At 51.0% G+C, this 15,693-nt stretch carries 11 protein-coding genes, 1 tRNA gene and 1 pseudogene; 12 read left to right on the plus strand and 1 reads right to left on the minus strand.

The genetic code is table 11. The features are described 5' to 3' along the window. Window positions 1-11: 11 nt before the first annotated feature. The 7 genes and pseudogenes from KGP16_RS16550 to KGP16_RS16580 form a co-directional block, all read left to right on the plus strand. Window positions 12-1,544: an MASE1 domain-containing protein gene (locus KGP16_RS16550; RefSeq protein ID WP_223499677.1), complete on the plus strand. Its 1,533-nt coding sequence runs from the start codon at window positions 12-14 to the stop codon at window positions 1,542-1,544. A gap of 88 nt (window positions 1,545-1,632) precedes the next feature. Next, window positions 1,633-2,925 carry an MFS transporter family glucose-6-phosphate receptor UhpC gene (gene uhpC, locus KGP16_RS16555; protein ID WP_115158125.1) on the plus strand — a complete coding sequence of 431 codons (1,293 nt, stop codon included), beginning with the start codon at window positions 1,633-1,635 and terminating at the stop codon, window positions 2,923-2,925. A gap of 144 nt (window positions 2,926-3,069) precedes the next feature. Then, complete coding sequence (locus KGP16_RS16560; protein WP_021180290.1) at window positions 3,070-4,101, plus strand: ABC transporter substrate-binding protein; 1,032 nt, start codon at window positions 3,070-3,072, stop codon at window positions 4,099-4,101. Window positions 4,102-4,168: 67 nt separating this feature from the next. Further along, a complete protein-coding gene (locus KGP16_RS16565) occupies window positions 4,169-6,247 on the plus strand; it encodes an iron ABC transporter permease (protein WP_094982583.1) in 2,079 nt (692 codons plus the stop codon). A 25-nt stretch (window positions 6,248-6,272) separates the two neighbouring features. Further along, on the plus strand, window positions 6,273-7,331 hold the full coding sequence (gene fbpC, locus KGP16_RS16570; protein ID WP_039995816.1) for a ferric ABC transporter ATP-binding protein: 1,059 nt from the start codon (window positions 6,273-6,275) through the stop codon (window positions 7,329-7,331). A gap of 284 nt (window positions 7,332-7,615) precedes the next feature. Further along, window positions 7,616-7,691 (plus strand) — tRNA-Asn (locus KGP16_RS16575). A 107-nt stretch (window positions 7,692-7,798) separates the two neighbouring features. Then, window positions 7,799-8,074 (plus strand): annotated as a pseudogene (locus KGP16_RS16580) (IS3 family transposase); the annotation flags it as partial. Between the two features lie 385 nt (window positions 8,075-8,459). Here KGP16_RS16580 and KGP16_RS16585 read toward each other — a convergent pair. After that, a complete protein-coding gene (locus KGP16_RS16585) occupies window positions 8,460-9,101 on the minus strand; it encodes a TetR/AcrR family transcriptional regulator (protein ID WP_371822207.1) in 642 nt (213 codons plus the stop codon). A 295-nt stretch (window positions 9,102-9,396) separates the two neighbouring features. Between KGP16_RS16585 and KGP16_RS16590 the strand changes: the two genes are divergently transcribed. The 5 genes from KGP16_RS16590 to KGP16_RS16610 all read left to right on the plus strand — a co-directional run bounded on the left by KGP16_RS16590 (window position 9,397) and on the right by KGP16_RS16610 (window position 15,678). Next, window positions 9,397-10,449 (plus strand): oxygenase, encoded by a 1,053-nt coding sequence (locus KGP16_RS16590; RefSeq protein WP_071680973.1) that lies wholly within the window; start codon window positions 9,397-9,399, stop codon window positions 10,447-10,449. A gap of 9 nt (window positions 10,450-10,458) precedes the next feature. Continuing rightward, window positions 10,459-11,583 (plus strand): acetyl-CoA carboxylase biotin carboxylase subunit family protein, encoded by a 1,125-nt coding sequence (locus KGP16_RS16595; protein WP_223498019.1) that lies wholly within the window; start codon window positions 10,459-10,461, stop codon window positions 11,581-11,583. 3 nt (window positions 11,584-11,586) lie between these two features. After that, window positions 11,587-12,960 carry an MFS transporter gene (locus tag KGP16_RS16600; protein ID WP_223500003.1) on the plus strand — a complete coding sequence of 458 codons (1,374 nt, stop codon included), beginning with the start codon at window positions 11,587-11,589 and terminating at the stop codon, window positions 12,958-12,960. Window position 12,961: 1 nt separating this feature from the next. Beyond that, window positions 12,962-14,209, plus strand: a complete 1,248-nt coding sequence (locus tag KGP16_RS16605) for an ATP-grasp domain-containing protein (protein WP_223500004.1) — start codon at window positions 12,962-12,964, stop codon at window positions 14,207-14,209. Window positions 14,210-14,508: 299 nt separating this feature from the next. Further along, window positions 14,509-15,678: a p-hydroxyphenylacetate 3-hydroxylase oxygenase component gene (locus KGP16_RS16610; RefSeq protein WP_059201170.1), complete on the plus strand. Its 1,170-nt coding sequence runs from the start codon at window positions 14,509-14,511 to the stop codon at window positions 15,676-15,678. Window positions 15,679-15,693: the final 15 nt, after the last annotated feature.

Raw genomic sequence — 15,693 nt, forward strand, 5'->3', positions numbered from 1 at the left:
CGGTGCCGCCAATGGTGCGCCGCCTGGCGCTTTCGCTGTTTCTGGCGCTGTTTTTTGCCCTCAGTTGGCTAGCCCTGTGGACCATTAGCCTGCATCTGAGCCATGACGGCCAGCAGGCCGTGCTGCTGTTTCCCCAAGGGCTACGGCTAGCGCTGCTGATCCTGTTACCCCGACGTTACTGGCTCACGCTATTACTGGCGGAAGCCGCTACGCTGCTATGGCTGCATGACCAGCAATTGCTGAGCGATCGCTCGGTGCTACTGCTACCGTTGTTAAGCCTGCTACCGGCCTGGGGCACTCAGCGGCTGTGGTATCGCTATCACCTGTATTGGCAACGGCTATCGCTATTGCTGGCGGCCATCGCGGCCAATGCGCTGCTGTGCGGGTTACTGGCGGGGGTCTGGCTGCCATCCAGTATCAGTCAAACCTTGCTGACCAGCTTTACCGGCGGCGTACTGCTGGTGCCTTTCGTCTATCTGATTTATACCTACCTGCGCCAGCAACTGGTGACGTCGATGCCCGTTCCGCGCCCCTCGACACCACAGCTACGCACCTCTCTTCTGCTGTGGTGTTCACTGTTTCTCACCATGGGGATTTGCGTGCAACTGGCGATCGCCCCGCAGATGGAGCGGCTGCTGCTGATCTTTATCTTTTTGCCCAACGTGTTTATGGCTTATCGCTTTGGCTGGCAAGGGGGCGTCCTGGCGGCGCTGTTTGGTAGCGTGATGATCACCCTCACCCGTCAGGCCGGTGGCGCGTTTCAGGGTCTGCAAGAGTTGGAGCTATTCCTTTCTACCCAGGCGCTGTTGGGGATTGGGCTGGGGATTGCCATCAGCCGTCAGCAGCAATTGGCGCAAAAGCTACAGCGCTATCGCCAACAGTTGGAGCAGGAATTAGCGGCTAAAAGACACCTGATGGAGCGGCTGATAGGTACCGAAGAAGAGGTGCGCAAGGCCATCGCTCGCGAGTTGCATGACGAGATCGGCCAGAATATTACCGCCATTCAGATCCAGGCAATGTTGGTGAACCGCAGCGCCACCGCCCCGGCCACCCGCCTGGCCGCGGAGCAGATCGATTCGCTATCGCAACGCATCCACCACACCACCCGCACCCTGCTACGGCAATTGCGCCCACCGGTGTTGGAAGAGATGGAGCTGGACAAAGCTCTGCATCACCTGGCCGATGAGTTTTCCTTTGCCGAACAGGGGATCAGCTTCCAGCTGGATTACCGCCTGCCAGCCACGCCAGATGATGAAACCCTGGTATTTACCCTCTACCGCGTGGCACAGGAGTTGCTCAATAACATCAGCAAACACGCCTGCGCCAGCCATGTGCATTTAAGCCTGACGCAAACCCACCAGACGATCACTCTGGAAGTCCGTGATGACGGCCAGGGTATGCCGTTGCAACCCACCAGCGGCTTTGGCCTGCGCGGTATCGAAGAGCGAGTGCGCGCATTGGGGGGCGATTGGCGGCTCCATCGGCGTAATGGCACGCGCATAATTGTTAACCTGCCCACAAAACTGAACAAAAACTCCGTCTGACTAGGACTAAGTCTTAGGTGCCTAAAACCTTGTCTCATCCAATCCTGTTTTCAACACCCTACACTGCTCTCACTGTCCGGAGGAACTCATGACATCGGCCACGTTAACCGCGGAACAAATCAGCGCTCGTTACCGCTACTGGCGACCACGCCTGATGTTTTCGATGATCGTCGGCTACGGCGCCTTTTATCTGACACGCAAGAGCGTCAGCTATGCCATGCCGGTGATGCAGCTCGAACTGGGGTTGGACAAAGGGGATATCGGCCTGCTGGGTACGCTGTTTTACCTGGCCTACGGCGGCTCGAAGTTTGTCTCCGGCATTGTCAGCGATCGCAGCCAGGCGCGCTGGTTTATGGGTGTCGGGCTGTTTATCACCGGCGTGCTGAACATCGTGTTCGCCTTTTGCCATTCGCTGACGGCGTTGCTGGTGGTCTGGACGTTAAACGGTTTCTTTCAGGGCTGGGGCTGGCCGCCTTGCGCCAAGATGCTCACCAGTTGGTATTCGCGCAACGAGCGAGGCTTCTGGTGGGGCACCTGGAATACTTCGATCAGCCTGGGCGGTGCGGCCGTGCCATTGCTGTCCGGATTTATGGCTTCACACTACGGTTGGCAGGCTGCGCTGTTGCTGCCGGGAGCCATCGGGATGCTGATTGGGCTGTGGCTGTGCTGGCAACTGTGCGGTAAACCGCAGCAGCAAGGATTACCCAGCGTAGGCCACTGGCGGCGCGATCAGCTGGAGCTGTGGCAAGAGCAGCAAAGCCCGGCGATGCCGATGCGGCGGATGTTGTTTGACACCATATTGCGCAATCCGACCATCTGGTTGCTCGGCGTGTCCTACATCCTGGTGTACCTGATACGCATTGCGCTGAACGATTGGGGCAACATCTGGCTGGCGGAGAGCCACGGCGTCAACCTGATGAAGGCCAACGCCACGTTGTCACTGTTTGAACTGGGTGGGCTGTTTGGCGCACTGTTTGCCGGATGGGGATCGGATCTGCTGTTTCGCGGCCTGCGAGCACCGATGATCCTGCTGTTCTCCATCGGACTCTTTGTGACGACGACCGCCCTATGGCTGGCCCCGCTGCACCATTACGGGCTGCTTTCGGCCTGCTTTTTCGGCCTCGGCTTTTTTGTGTTTGGGCCGCAGATGCTGATCGGGCTGGCCGCCACGGAGCACTGCCACAAGGACGCGGCCGGGACCGTGACCGGGTTTCTTGGCCTGTTCGCCTACCTGGGTGCCGCGCTGGCCGGTTGGCCGCTGGCGCAGGTGTTACAGCATTACGGCTGGTATGGCTTTTTTGCCCTGCTGGCGCTGGCAGCCACCTGCGTCGGCCTGCTGTTGATGCCGCTGCTGATGGCTGGGCAGATACGACAACAATAGACGTAATTTTTATACGGTTAATGGATTGATCCTCGCACCCAATAGCAACACCGGATCAGCTCCCTCTCCCTGTGGGAGAGGGTTGGGGTGAGGGGAAAATGGTTTGCTTTACCCTACAAAGACAACAACAAAAAGGACAACACCATGAAATTGACACCTCTCAACACCCTGCTGGCCACCACGCTGGCGCTGACAGCCCTGGCCGGAACCGTGCAGGCCAAAGGCCGTCTGGTGATCTATTGCAGCGCCACCAACGCCATGTGCGAGGAAGAAGCCAAAGCCTTCGGGGAAAAATACGACGTCAAGACCAGCTTTATCCGCAACGGCTCTGGCAGCACCCTGGCCAAGGTAGACGCGGAGAAGAAAAACCCGCAGGCCGACGTCTGGTACGGGGGCACGCTGGATCCCCAATCGCAGGCCGGTGAAATGGACCTGCTGGAGGCTTACGCCTCGCCGAACCTGGAGCAAATCATGCCGCAGTTCCGCGATCCGGCCAAACGTAAAGGCAACTACTCCTCTGCGGTGTATATCGGCATTCTCGGTTTCGGCGTCAACACCGATCGCCTGAAAGAGAAAAACCTGCCTGAACCCAAGTGCTGGAAGGATCTGACCAACCCGATCTACAAAGGGGAAATCCAGATCGCCGATCCACAAAGTTCCGGCACGGCCTACACCGCGCTGGCCACCTTTGCGCAGTTGTGGGGCGAAGAGGCCGCCTTTGATTACCTGAAACAGCTGAACGGCAATATCTCGCAGTACACCAAGTCCGGCATCGCCCCGGCCCGCAACGCCGCGCGTGGTGAAACCACGATCGGCATTGGCTTCCTGCACGACTATTCGCTGGAAAAAGAAAAAGGCGCACCTCTGACGCTGGTTTCCCCATGCGAAGGTTCTGGCTATGAAATCGGCGGTATCAGCATCCTGAAAAACGCCCGCAATATGGAAAACGCCAAGCTGTTCGTGGACTGGGCGCTGTCAAAAGAGGCCCAGGAGCTTTCCTGGAAAAAGGGGCAGTCTTACCAGATCCTGACCAACACCACGGCAGAGACCTCCCCTAACTCGCTGAAGCTGGATCAACTGAAACTGATCGATTACGACATGGATACCTACGGCGCTTCCGACATGCGTAAAAAGCTGATCACCAAATGGGTTAACGACGTGAAGATGGGCCACTGATCCCATCCTGCATCTATCGGGCGTAGGCTCTACGCCCGCTTCATTTTCGTTTATTCCGGGGAATATCATGTCTGAAACCATCACCTTGCGCACGGCGCAGGGGCGGGATCCCATTTTCTACTGGTTGCTGCTGGCGCTGGCAGGTTTCGCCCTACTGCCTTCCTACAGCCTGGACTACGGGCTGCTGGAGGCGACCAGCGAAGAGCTGCTGGCGGCCTACGGATGGTCACATGCAGGCTTGGCCATGCTGTGGTTTGCCGCCCCGTTGCTGCTGGTTGTACGCCCGCAGATTGCCACTGGCCGCAAGCAACGCAACCGCCATCTGTTTGATGCTGGCTATGCTCTGGCCTGCGGGCTATTGGTATTTATCAGCGCCGCCGCGACCGGTACCGGGATGGGATTCGCTACCTTGCCGCTGCTGGTGGCAATGGGCGCAGTGATCACTCTTGCTCTCTCAAGGCTGGAATGGCTGGGTGGCGATCGCTTTGTACTCGGTTCGCTGGTGGCAGTGATCGCCCTGATCGTGCTGTTTATCATTTATCCCAGCATCGCCATCTTTATCCCGATGTTCACCGATGAGGCCGGTGCCTTCGCCCCGTTGGCGTTTATGCAAACGCTCGGGCAGGCGCATATCCTGCAGGTGATCTGGAACTCCTTCCTGCTCTCCGTCGCCGTCGGGATTGGCTGTACCTTCTTTGGCATGGTGCTGGCGATTTATACCACGCGTATCGCCCGCCGTTCGGCGGTGATTGGCCGTATCTTCTCGATCCTGCCAATCGTCACACCGCCGTTTGTGGTTGGTTTAGGCGTCACCCTGATGATGGGCCGCTCCGGCTACATCACCGAGCTGATGGTGACCTGGTTCGGCCTGACCAACACCAACTGGCTCTACGGCTTTACCGGGATCTGGTTGGCTCAGGTACTGGCCTTTACGCCCATGTCATTCATGATCCTCGATGGGGCTATCAAGACCATCCATCCGTCGCTGGAAGAGGCGTCCTACACGTTGCGCGCCAACCGCTTCCAGACTTTTACCCAGGTGTTTATGCCGCTGCTGAAACCGGCATTGGCCAACTCGTTCCTGATCGTCATTGTTCAATCGTTGGCGGACTTCAGTAACCCCTTGGTTCTCGGCGGCAACTTCGACGTATTGGCCACGCAGATCTACTTCTACATTACCGGTGCGCAGCTTGATTATCAGGCAGCTAGTACGCTAGGCGTGGTGCTGCTGATGTTCTCGCTGCTGGTGTTCTGCGTGCAATACATGTGGATCGGCAAGCGTTCCTACGTGACCATTTCCGGCAAATCCAACCACGGCGACGTTCAGCCGCTACCGGTGACGCTGGTGTGGGGCGTCTCGCTGATGCTGTATGTCTGGATCGCCTTCAACATCTTACTGTACGGCAGCATTTTCTACGGCAGCTTCACCGTTAACTGGGGCGTGGACTACACGCTGACGCTGGACAACTTCAGCAAACTGTTCGGCCAAGGCTTCAGCGACGGCGCGTGGCCTTCCCTGCTCGATACCTTGCTGTATGCCGGGATTGCCGCACCGATCACTGCCATCTTTGGCCTGCTGATTGCCTACATCGTGGTACGCCAGCAGTTCCAGGGTAAAAAAGTGATCGAGTTCAGCACTATGCTGTGCTTCGCGGTGCCAGGCACCGTGGCCGGTGTTTCCTACATTCTGGCGTTCAACAGCGCGCCGGTTTATCTGACCGGAACGGCAGCCATCGTGATCATTTCGATGGTGATGCGCAACGTGCCGGTGGGGATCCGCGCGGGTATCGCCGGTTTGGGGCAGTTGGACAAGTCGCTGGATGAGGCCTCTCTCAGCCTGCGTGCCGGTTCGCTACGCACCATAGTGTATATCCTGCTGCCCTTGCTGCGCCCGGCGATCCTTTCGGCGTTGGTCTACAGCTTTGTCCGTGCCATGACCACCGTGAGCGCCATTGTTTTCCTGGTGACGCCAGATACGCGCGTCGCAACGTCCTACATCCTTAACCGGGTCGAGGACGGCGAGTATGGCGTAGCCATTGCCTACGGATCGATCCTGATCGTAGTGATGCTGGCGATTATTTTCCTGTTTGATGCCCTGGTTGGCGAAGCGCGGGTCGCGCGTTCCAAAGCCCGGAATGCGGCCTGATACCCGGCGGAGAAGGATGAACAACATGTCTGACATTCAAGATAAGAAACACTTTGTTGAACTGAAGAACGTCGCCAAGCGGTTTGGCAACAATACCGTGATTGAAAACCTGAGCCTGGCGATCCCACGTGGGGATATGGTGACGCTGCTTGGCCCTTCCGGCTGCGGTAAAACCACAGTCCTGCGCCTGGTCGCCGGGCTGGAGAAACCCAGTGGCGGGCAGATCTTTATCGACGGCGAGGACGTGACCGATCGCTCCATTCAGCAGCGGGATATCTGTATGGTGTTCCAGTCCTACGCGCTGTTCCCTCATATGTCGCTGGGGGATAACATCGGCTATGGCCTGAAAATGCTCGGAAGGCCCAAGGCAGAGATCCGCGATCGGGTACGTGAAGCCCTGATGCTGGTCGATCTGGAGGGTTTTGAAGAGCGCTATGTCGATCAGATCTCCGGCGGCCAGCAGCAACGCGTCGCCCTGGCACGTGCGCTGATCCTCAAACCCAAGGTGCTGCTGTTCGATGAACCGCTGAGTAACCTGGATGCCAACCTGCGCCGCAGCATGCGTGAAAAAATCCGCGAATTGCAGCAGCAGTTCAACATCACCTCACTCTATGTCACCCACGATCAGAGCGAAGCCTTTGCGGTTTCCGACACCGTGCTGGTGATGAACAAAGGGGAAATCATGCAGATTGGCGCACCGCAAACGCTGTACCGCTACCCGGCCTCGCGCTTTATGGCCGGATTTATGGGGGATGCCAACATCTTCCCGGCCAAGGTGACCAGCAGCGGCGTAGAGATCTTTGGCTACGCGGTGCCACGCCCACAAGGCTTTGCTGCTGGTTTGCAGCAATGTACCGTGGGCGTGCGCCCAGAAGCGATTACCCTCAGCCAACATGGGGAACCAAGTCAGCGTTGCACCATCAGCAAGGTGGCCTATATGGGGCCGCAGTATGAAGTGCTGGTGAACTGGCACGATCAGTCGCTGCTGCTGCAGGTAAACGCTACGCAGTTGCAGCCCGAACCGGGCGACAGCTATTTCCTGCAAATCCATCCGTTCGGCATGTTTGTCCTCGCCGACGAGTAAGCCTTAATTTACTCCCCGCTCGTGGTTCCGGGCGGGGATTTTTCGATGTCCATTCCCTACTCCCGTCTCGATATCACCGCATTTACGGCACTGATGTGATCTCGCTCTGTTTCTCGCCGCCGTCGGGCATTATCACTATCGGTTGAACTTAACGCGGGCATCTATGGGGTAAATCTGCCAAAAGCTCAACGGGTTGCGCATTCTGTAAGCAAACAAACGCAGAATGCGTAATCCCCTTTGACTTCCCCCCTGCACCCCGTTATGATTCCGCCCGTTCACACGATTCCTCTGTAGTTCAGTCGGTAGAACGGCGGACTGTTAATCCGTATGTCACTGGTTCGAGTCCAGTCAGAGGAGCCATATTTAGAGAAGCCCGCTTAAGGAAACTTAAGCGGGCTTTTTGCTTTTCAGTGACCCGTCCTGAATAGCGTTGACACGTTTTCGACTTAAATCCGGAGAACGTGATAATGGCCGAGTTTAAACGTACACAACGTGACTATCCTTTGTCTTTTAAAATTGCTGTTGTTGAGCAGGTTGATAAAGGCGAAATGACCTACAAACAGGCTCAACTGCGCTATGGTATTCGGGGACGTTCGACCGTTCTGACCTGGTTGCGCAAGCATGGCCATCTTAACTGGGCCCCAGATCTTCCCCATCTCTCCAGCCGGGAGTTGCCCATGAGCCAACCGCCTGCCCCTTTAACTCCTGAACAAAGGATCAGGGAACTTGAAGAACAGCTTGAGCTGGTCACCCAGATCGCACTGTGATTAAAAAATACGCTATCATCTTGTCTAGACAGTGAAAATACACAAAATAAAACCGTTCTGACGGGCCCGACCGGGTAATAGCTTTGTTCTGTTTATGGAATTCGAGCTTACTATTCCCGGCCCCTATCCCCCAGTCGTATTTATCGACCGAGAAAAACCATTTGTCATTGCATTCAAGTAAAACTCAGATGATTGTAGCCGCCTTCAATAACGGTCAACTCTTCTGCACTAAAAGTCTGCCGTTTTCGCTCACCCCGGTAATACCAACAGCAATGCACCAGTCCCTTATCAGACGTAGTTCCACTGACGACCATGATTGCAGGTCGTTTACGTAAGCGTACAAGCATCCCAGGCATAAACATTAACCGCCCCCTGCTAAAGCAGAGCTATTAGTCTGTCCCATCTTTAATACACTCATCATAATGAATTCGTTTGCCTGTTTGAGGGCAGAAAAGTCAGGTTTGACCTTGCCATAAACACGCATTCCTTCAAGCATTATGAAGAGGCTTTCAGCCATAATCTCGGCCTTGACATCCAGCCTGAATATGCCTTTTTCTTGGCCCTGCTTGATTATGATCAACAGGTTTTTCTTAATTCCGCTGAACATATAGCTGACTTTTTCGTAGATATCCTTGTCATCTGGGAGCAACTCACTCGCCGTAGCAATGGTAAAGCAACCCCGGGTACCATCTTCGCCGGTAGACAGTAAAGCACAGTAATTCAGCGTTTCTCTCAGTGCTTTTTCAGGATCCTGCTCACCTGCGCGTTTTTCCATTCTCCGCAAACCATCATCCATATACTGCGTTAACGCAGCCAGAAAAATGGACCTTTTATCCGGGTATAGCTTGTAGATGCTCGCGCTGGCCAAGCCCGATACCTGCATTAAGTCAGCCATTGATGTGGCGTGAAAACCTTTCATCCAAAACACGCTAAGCGCAGCATCAAGAAAATCCTGCGGGTGAAATTCTCGAGGTCTACCAAGATTTTTTTTCATATTTTTCATATTTTCCACTATTTTTTCTTATCGTGATATAAGCCCACCATGAATTGTAGATTAATCAATCCACAAGTCAAGAGGTTAATGATTAATAAAAGAAAGTAATCATATAATTAAAATAACCGCATGTTTTTACTTGAATTTTACAATCATGATTGGAAAGATGTTTAATTTCACAAATCACTCTTATTCAATTTAACAACCAATCTATTCTTTTTTATTCCTTTTTGATACTTCCACAGCATAAAAACCGCATGTAATTCTAGCTGTGATTAATTAATGTTTTCATATGGAGATCGCTATGAATAAGGAAAAAACACTGAAGTTAATCGAACTTAGTCACGAAGAAAAATCAGTAATTCTCGATAAAATAGCAGGGCTAACCTATTCGCCAGAAGGAAGTTCAGAATATATTAAAGCTATCAGAAAACTGATGTGGAGTATTCTGCCTGAACACTTAACTGATGCCCTAGAAGACCTCAAAAAGCCATTTCCAGAATATGCAGGTATTAAAGTTACAAATCTGCCTGTTGATAGCGTTATTACAGGTAGCCCTCACAACAATGAAACAGGTAGACTATTCAAAAGTGGTTCTGTAACAGAGAATATTTTAGTTGGCATGGGCGCTATTTTAGGAGAACCCTACTCCATTGCTCATGAAGGATATGAATTGGTCAATAACCTGACCCCACATAAAGAAAAAGCGTCTGATTATACCGGATTAGGCTCCGCAGTCGAACTTGACTTTCATATTGAAAATGCAGCACAAGTTTATCAGGAGGAAGGTGATACTTCCCCTTTCGTACTCATACTTCTAGGGGTGAGGGAAGATACACAAGCAAAACCATTAACTCGAATCTCTGATGCTCGCAAAGCGCTTAAGCAGCTTTCTGCAGATGATATTGCTGTATTACGAGAAAGATCTTTCATTATCAAAGTCCCTCATCGCTGGAGATCGGCCACGGTTACTCCCAGAGATAATACAGAGTTAGTCCCTGTCGTTTCTGGACCGATAAATGCGCCTAGGATAACCGTGGCATTTTACCCAGATATGGTTATACCCGTTAATAGCAGGGCTCAAGAAGCATTAGAGAAATTACATATCACTATCCGGAGTGTGGCTGAAGGCATTCATATTACTCCTGGTACAATGGTGATAATCAACAACAATTTCATGCTGCATTCTCGCGATCAATTCACAGCCAATTATGATGAAAATGGCCGAGCCTATCGCTGGGTTCAGCGTATTTTCGTCACTAAAAATTTATGGCCTTTCCGCAATTTTAGTTGCCAAGGCGAAAGGATTTACAACGCTAAATTGCTCACCGCAGATCAAAAATGTACTGATGAATAAGAGGCTGAAATGCAACTCGTCATTATAGGTGCTAGAAATACTGGCACCAGCTTATATCTTGTGTCGCTGGCGATTCGCTATGGTTATAGCGTCACCGTGTTAACGGCTGAACATGATAATCTCAATGGCGCTTTTGAAAACGCCGTGCAGGTTATCTCATTGAATATTTCCACTGAGAATGTCATAAATTGGATTAAAAACAACCTGGTAGTATTTACCTCGGCATTACTGATAACAACTGCACACGACTTATATGCAACAGTTGCAGCTCAAGTTGCCGATTGGTTTGGTGTTCCCGGCCCTGATAAAAAAGCAGTAGCTTACTGTGTATCTAAAATTAACCAGAGCGAGACACTTAGCCGCCTAGGTTTTCAGCAAGCTTCTCCAACTCGAGTTTCTCTATCAGAACAGCTACCTGCATCCCTGATCGCGACCTTAAGTTATCCTGTGGTCATTAAACCGGTTGAAGGCTCGGCCAGCCAAGGGATCAGTCTATGCCGGACAACGAAAGAAGCTTTAGTCCACCTTGAACACCTCAGTGCTAAATACAGGGCTCAGCCAGAAATTATCCCTGGTGGCGCAGTACTGATTGAACACTTCGTTGCAGGGCACGAGTATTGTGTTGAACTATTTGATGGAGTTTTTATTGGCACTATGAAAAAAAACAAGCGTGCAGGCTCACGCTTTATTGAACGGGGTTACAGCTCTGATATTGATTTGACAGAGTCTCAGATTGACAGACTCATCCTCATGACAGAGAAAATTACAGCCTCACTGAATCTGATGTGGGGCCCTATACATATAGACTGTATTATTAATGAAGAGCAGATATATATCATTGAAATTAACCCGCGCATTGCCGGAAGCTTTATTACCGCTATCATTCGAGATGCATGGATGTTTGATATCGCGGATGCACTATTAAAACGCTTGAGTGGGAAGCACGTTGAAATTTTTAGACGACGTGAGCCAAAAAAATTTGCTCAAGTAATGTTTTTTCTTGGTTGTGATCCTGAATCATGGCAAGTCCCTGTAGCAAGTCAACTGACGGACTCTAAAATCAAAGTGATATATGCACCGCAGTTCATTCCGGAAAGGGAGCGCCGAGCCTATGTTTATCTTGTGGTGGAGTGAGCAATGAAAGCACATCGACCTTCACTTCTTCAAGCTGCTCTTGTTACTTCACTTGGCTATATCGTGGTTCAGCTTGATGTCACTATCGTCAACGTTGCCCTACCGACCTTTGCCAGAATATTCCAAGCTGACATGTCTGGGCTACAGTGGATCCCAGATGCGTATGTCATCGTTTTTGCAGCCCTTCTGCTTGCAGCAGGCGGATTGAGCGATCGATTTGGCAGTCGGAGAATCAACCTCGTTGGAATGGTCATTTTCCTGTTTGCATCGCTAATTTGTGCTTCCGCTACCTCAATTGATATTATGATTGTTGGCCGTATCGGACAAGGGGTAGGTGCAGCCCTTATTCTTCCTTCATCACTCACATTGCTCTCTGCAGTCAGCGAAGGCGATGCAGTACTCCGTACAAAAGCCATTGGATGGTGGAGTGCTATTGGTGGCATTATTAGTGCCGCAGGGCCTTTTATTGGAGGGCTTATACTAAAATATTCATCTTGGCACGCACTTTTTCTGATAAATATCCCGTTATGTCTTGCTGGTATAATTTTTACTCTTTATATTATCAAGGAACCCCCATGTCATCATCGCCAAAAAGTTGATACAAAAGGGATAGTGATTTTTATTATAGCTAGTTTTTCACTAGTGTTTTTACTTATCAATTTTGGAAAAAAATCCGTACATTCCCTTTCTGACCTTTCATTTATAATATTATTTTTCATTTCAGCGACACTGTTAATTCGACACCTAAGAAATAATGAATATGCTTTTATACCGCCAACTTTACTGCGAACCCCCATTTTCTCAATGGGATTGCTTCTAGGCGCCACCATGAACTTTTCATTTTATGGTTCTATCTTTATATTAACCATTTATTTTCAGGTTTATCGCGAATTTTCACCCGTTATGACAGGGTTAGCTCTGCTGACTTTCACTATTATTGCTGTGGCCAATACTGCCAGCGGTTACTTGTCTGAACGCTTTGGCCCCCGCCTAACCATCATGACCGGACTAGTTACTGCCTCTGTGACCTACACTATTCTGGCTTTTCTTACGTATACCGATGCGAGTTATCTTGCTTTTGTATGTTTCCTATTTCTTATGCCGATAGGTGGCGGAATTGCCTTGCCCACGCTTATTTCGGCTTTCATTCATGCAGCACCTGCCGATAAGACGGCAACCGCCTCAGCAGCGATTAACTCCATACGTCAAATCGGTGGTGCTATTGGCGTAGCGTTGCTTGGGCTTCTTGTCTCCGGCGTACATTTCCCAGTAAATGTCGGAGCTGCCACCGGCTTTCTTATTGCAGCCTTTACCATGCTGATAACAGTACTCCTTACCTATACAATGTTTTATGAGTCTGAAATCAAGAGGGTTTAAGATGAATATCAGTAATATTCTTATTGTCGATGGGGCTTCTACTTCTGCAAGTTATGCTCCTTTATTCCGAGCTTATGGCATTCCTTGCATCCATCTGTTTAGCGATCCTGTTATAGCCAGTCACTTTGGAGCAATGATCAATCAGCAAGATTACGTAGCATGTTTGACCCATCAGGGTGACATAACGCAAACCCTTGAGCGTCTATCCAAATGGCAAATCTCAGCTGTATTACATGGTTTGGACTCAGCGTTAGCAGTGGCAGGAGCCATCGCCAACGCGTTGAATCTGACATATGTCAATGAGCCGGAGTTAAATCTAGCTAGGCGGCACAAGTTTGAAATGATAGAAACCGTCAGAAAAGCAGGATTACGAGCCCCAGAACAGATATTATCAGATAACATACAAGTCATCTTAAATTGGGTCGAGAACAGAAATCAGTATCCTGTTATTATAAAGCCTGTTGAAAGCGCAGGAGTAAAAGGTGTCTTTAAATGTAGCTCTATTAAGGAAGTACACCGGTACTTTAATAAGGTAATGAACTCGTCTTCATACTATGAAGAGCCAAATACAACTGTTTTAATTCAAAGCTTCTTAGCTGGGAAGGAATATATTCTTGATAGCGTATCGTTAAATGGAAAACACTACTTAACCAGTATTTGGCTTGTCAAACGTGACAATGGGTCATCGCCGTTTCTTGATAATATGGAAACAGTTGATCACACCTTGCCGAAATACACTGTAATTCGGGAGTATGCAACAGCTGTTTTAAATGCTCTTGGCGTCCGTAATGGACCCTCACATCTTGAGGTTATTCTGACTGAAAATGGCCCAGCACTAGTCGAGCTTAACTGTCGCTTACATGGGAGTCTTGACCTCCGTCTGACCACTTATGCATGTGGCCGTAATCATGTCCAGGATGTGGTCACCTCCCTCTTATCCCCTGATTACTTTATGACCTCATGCTCTCATCCCCTTTCATTTTATGGTCAGGCGATGCATGTATTACTTCGTTCTCCTTTGGCCGGCCGTAAATTGCGCAAAGATTATTGGTCGAGATTAGAAACGTTATCTTCTTTTGTCAGTTATAAATCCAATTTACCTACTGAAGGAATAACTCCCAAGACTAAAGATCTGAAGACAGCGATAGGTACTCTATCTCTTTTTAATCGGGACAGTAAACAACTAGCAACCGATCTCCTTTTAGTACGCCATGAAGAAAATACAGGGGCCATGTATAAAAAAGACTAAAAAACAGCCAAATTAGGGAGGTAGTTAAGATAAAAAGGCATGCACTGCCTCTCTTTTTAATTATTCAACTAACACCATTCTAATCGCCCCAAAAAAGAGCAGAAAATTTATGCAATCTCAACCAGCGCATATCAGGTGGCTAACCAAGAGCCTCACACCCAGCCCCTCAAACCCGCCTCCAGATCACACCCTCAACATTTAACATGAAAAGTACAATTTTTTACCTGAATGTTACATTCCATTAAAATACCCTTCCCCCATACTCATCCCACGCCCACCCCTACCGAGGGAACCAACTGATGAAAACTAGCAACCCGATGCTGGAAAAATTACTGCCCATTCTGCCACTTATCGCTGCCAACGCCGCACAGGCGGAAAGCGAACGAAAAGTACCGGATGAGAATATCCGTTTGTTAAAAAGCATAGGTATGCACCGGGTATTCCAACCGAAAAAATTCGGTGGCCTGGAAATCTCCCTGCCAGAATTCACCGACTGTGTCGCCGCGCTGGCCGGAGCCTGTGGCGGAACGGCCTGGGCTTTCAGCCTGCTATGCACCCACAGCCATCAGATAGCGATGTTTTCCCCCAAACTACAACAAGAGATCTGGGGAGATAATCCAGACGCCACCGCCAGCAGCAGTATTGCCCCGTTTGGCCGCATTGAGGAAGCCGAAGGCGGCGTTTATCTGAGCGGTGAAATGGGCTGGAGCAGCGGTTGTGACCACGCCGAATGGGCGATTGTCGGCTTTCGCCGCAAAAACGCCGACGGTGAGCTGCTCTACAGCTTTGGCGTGATCCCACGCAGCGATTACGAAATCCGTGATGACTGGTTTGCAGTTGGCATGCGCGGCAGCGGTTCCAAAACGCTGGTCATAAAAAATGCCTTCGTACCGAACCACCGCATTGAAGCCGCTCAAGATATGATGCATGGGCGCTCTGCAGGTTTCGGCCTCTACCCGGACAGTAATATCTTCTACTCGCCCTATCGCCCCTATTTCGCCTGCGGTTTTGCCGCCATCAGCCTTGGCGTTGCGGAGCGTATGCTGGTCGCCTTTAAAGAAAAAACCCAAAACCGCGTGCGAGCCTATACCGGAGCCAGCGTGGGGACGGCCACCCCGGCGCTGATGCGTCTGGCGGAGTCCACCCATCAGGTTGCTGCCGCCCGCGCCTTTTTGGAAAAAACCTGGCAAGAACATGCCGAACACGGCCGTAAGCACCAATATCCCTCTCATCAGACATTGACGTTCTGGCGTACCAACCAGGCCTACGCGGTCAAAATGTGCATCGAATCGGTTGATCGCTTGTTCAGCGCCGCAGGGGCAACCAGTTGGATGGAAAGCAATGAGATCCAGCGCCTGTTCCGCGACTCGCACATGACCGGGGCACACGCCTATACCGATTACGATGTCTGCGCACAGATATTAGGCCGCGAGTTGATGGGGTTAGAACCCGATCCGACGATGGTGTAACGAGCAGGAGTTCCT

It is taken from the genome of Serratia sp. JSRIV006 (genome assembly GCF_019968685.1).
GTDB classification, from domain to species: domain Bacteria; phylum Pseudomonadota; class Gammaproteobacteria; order Enterobacterales; family Enterobacteriaceae; genus Chania; species Chania fonticola_B.

Bases quoted from the DNA above. Each gene is read 5' to 3' on its own strand.
- KGP16_RS16550 (WP_223499677.1), top strand. From the start codon at position 12: ATGGTGCGCCGCCTGGCGCTTTCGCTGTTTCTGGCGCTGTTTTTTGCC.
- uhpC (WP_115158125.1), top strand. From the start codon at position 1,633: ATGACATCGGCCACGTTAACCGCGGAACAAATCAGCGCTCGTTACCGC.
- KGP16_RS16560 (WP_021180290.1), top strand. From the start codon at position 3,070: ATGAAATTGACACCTCTCAACACCCTGCTGGCCACCACGCTGGCGCTG.
- KGP16_RS16565 (WP_094982583.1), top strand. From the start codon at position 4,169: ATGTCTGAAACCATCACCTTGCGCACGGCGCAGGGGCGGGATCCCATT.
- fbpC (WP_039995816.1), top strand. From the start codon at position 6,273: ATGTCTGACATTCAAGATAAGAAACACTTTGTTGAACTGAAGAACGTC.
- KGP16_RS16585 (WP_371822207.1), bottom strand. From the start codon at position 9,101: ATGAAAAATATGAAAAAAAATCTTGGTAGACCTCGAGAATTTCACCCG.
- KGP16_RS16590 (WP_071680973.1), top strand. From the start codon at position 9,397: ATGAATAAGGAAAAAACACTGAAGTTAATCGAACTTAGTCACGAAGAA.
- KGP16_RS16595 (WP_223498019.1), top strand. From the start codon at position 10,459: ATGCAACTCGTCATTATAGGTGCTAGAAATACTGGCACCAGCTTATAT.
- KGP16_RS16600 (WP_223500003.1), top strand. From the start codon at position 11,587: ATGAAAGCACATCGACCTTCACTTCTTCAAGCTGCTCTTGTTACTTCA.
- KGP16_RS16605 (WP_223500004.1), top strand. From the start codon at position 12,962: ATGAATATCAGTAATATTCTTATTGTCGATGGGGCTTCTACTTCTGCA.
- KGP16_RS16610 (WP_059201170.1), top strand. From the start codon at position 14,509: ATGAAAACTAGCAACCCGATGCTGGAAAAATTACTGCCCATTCTGCCA.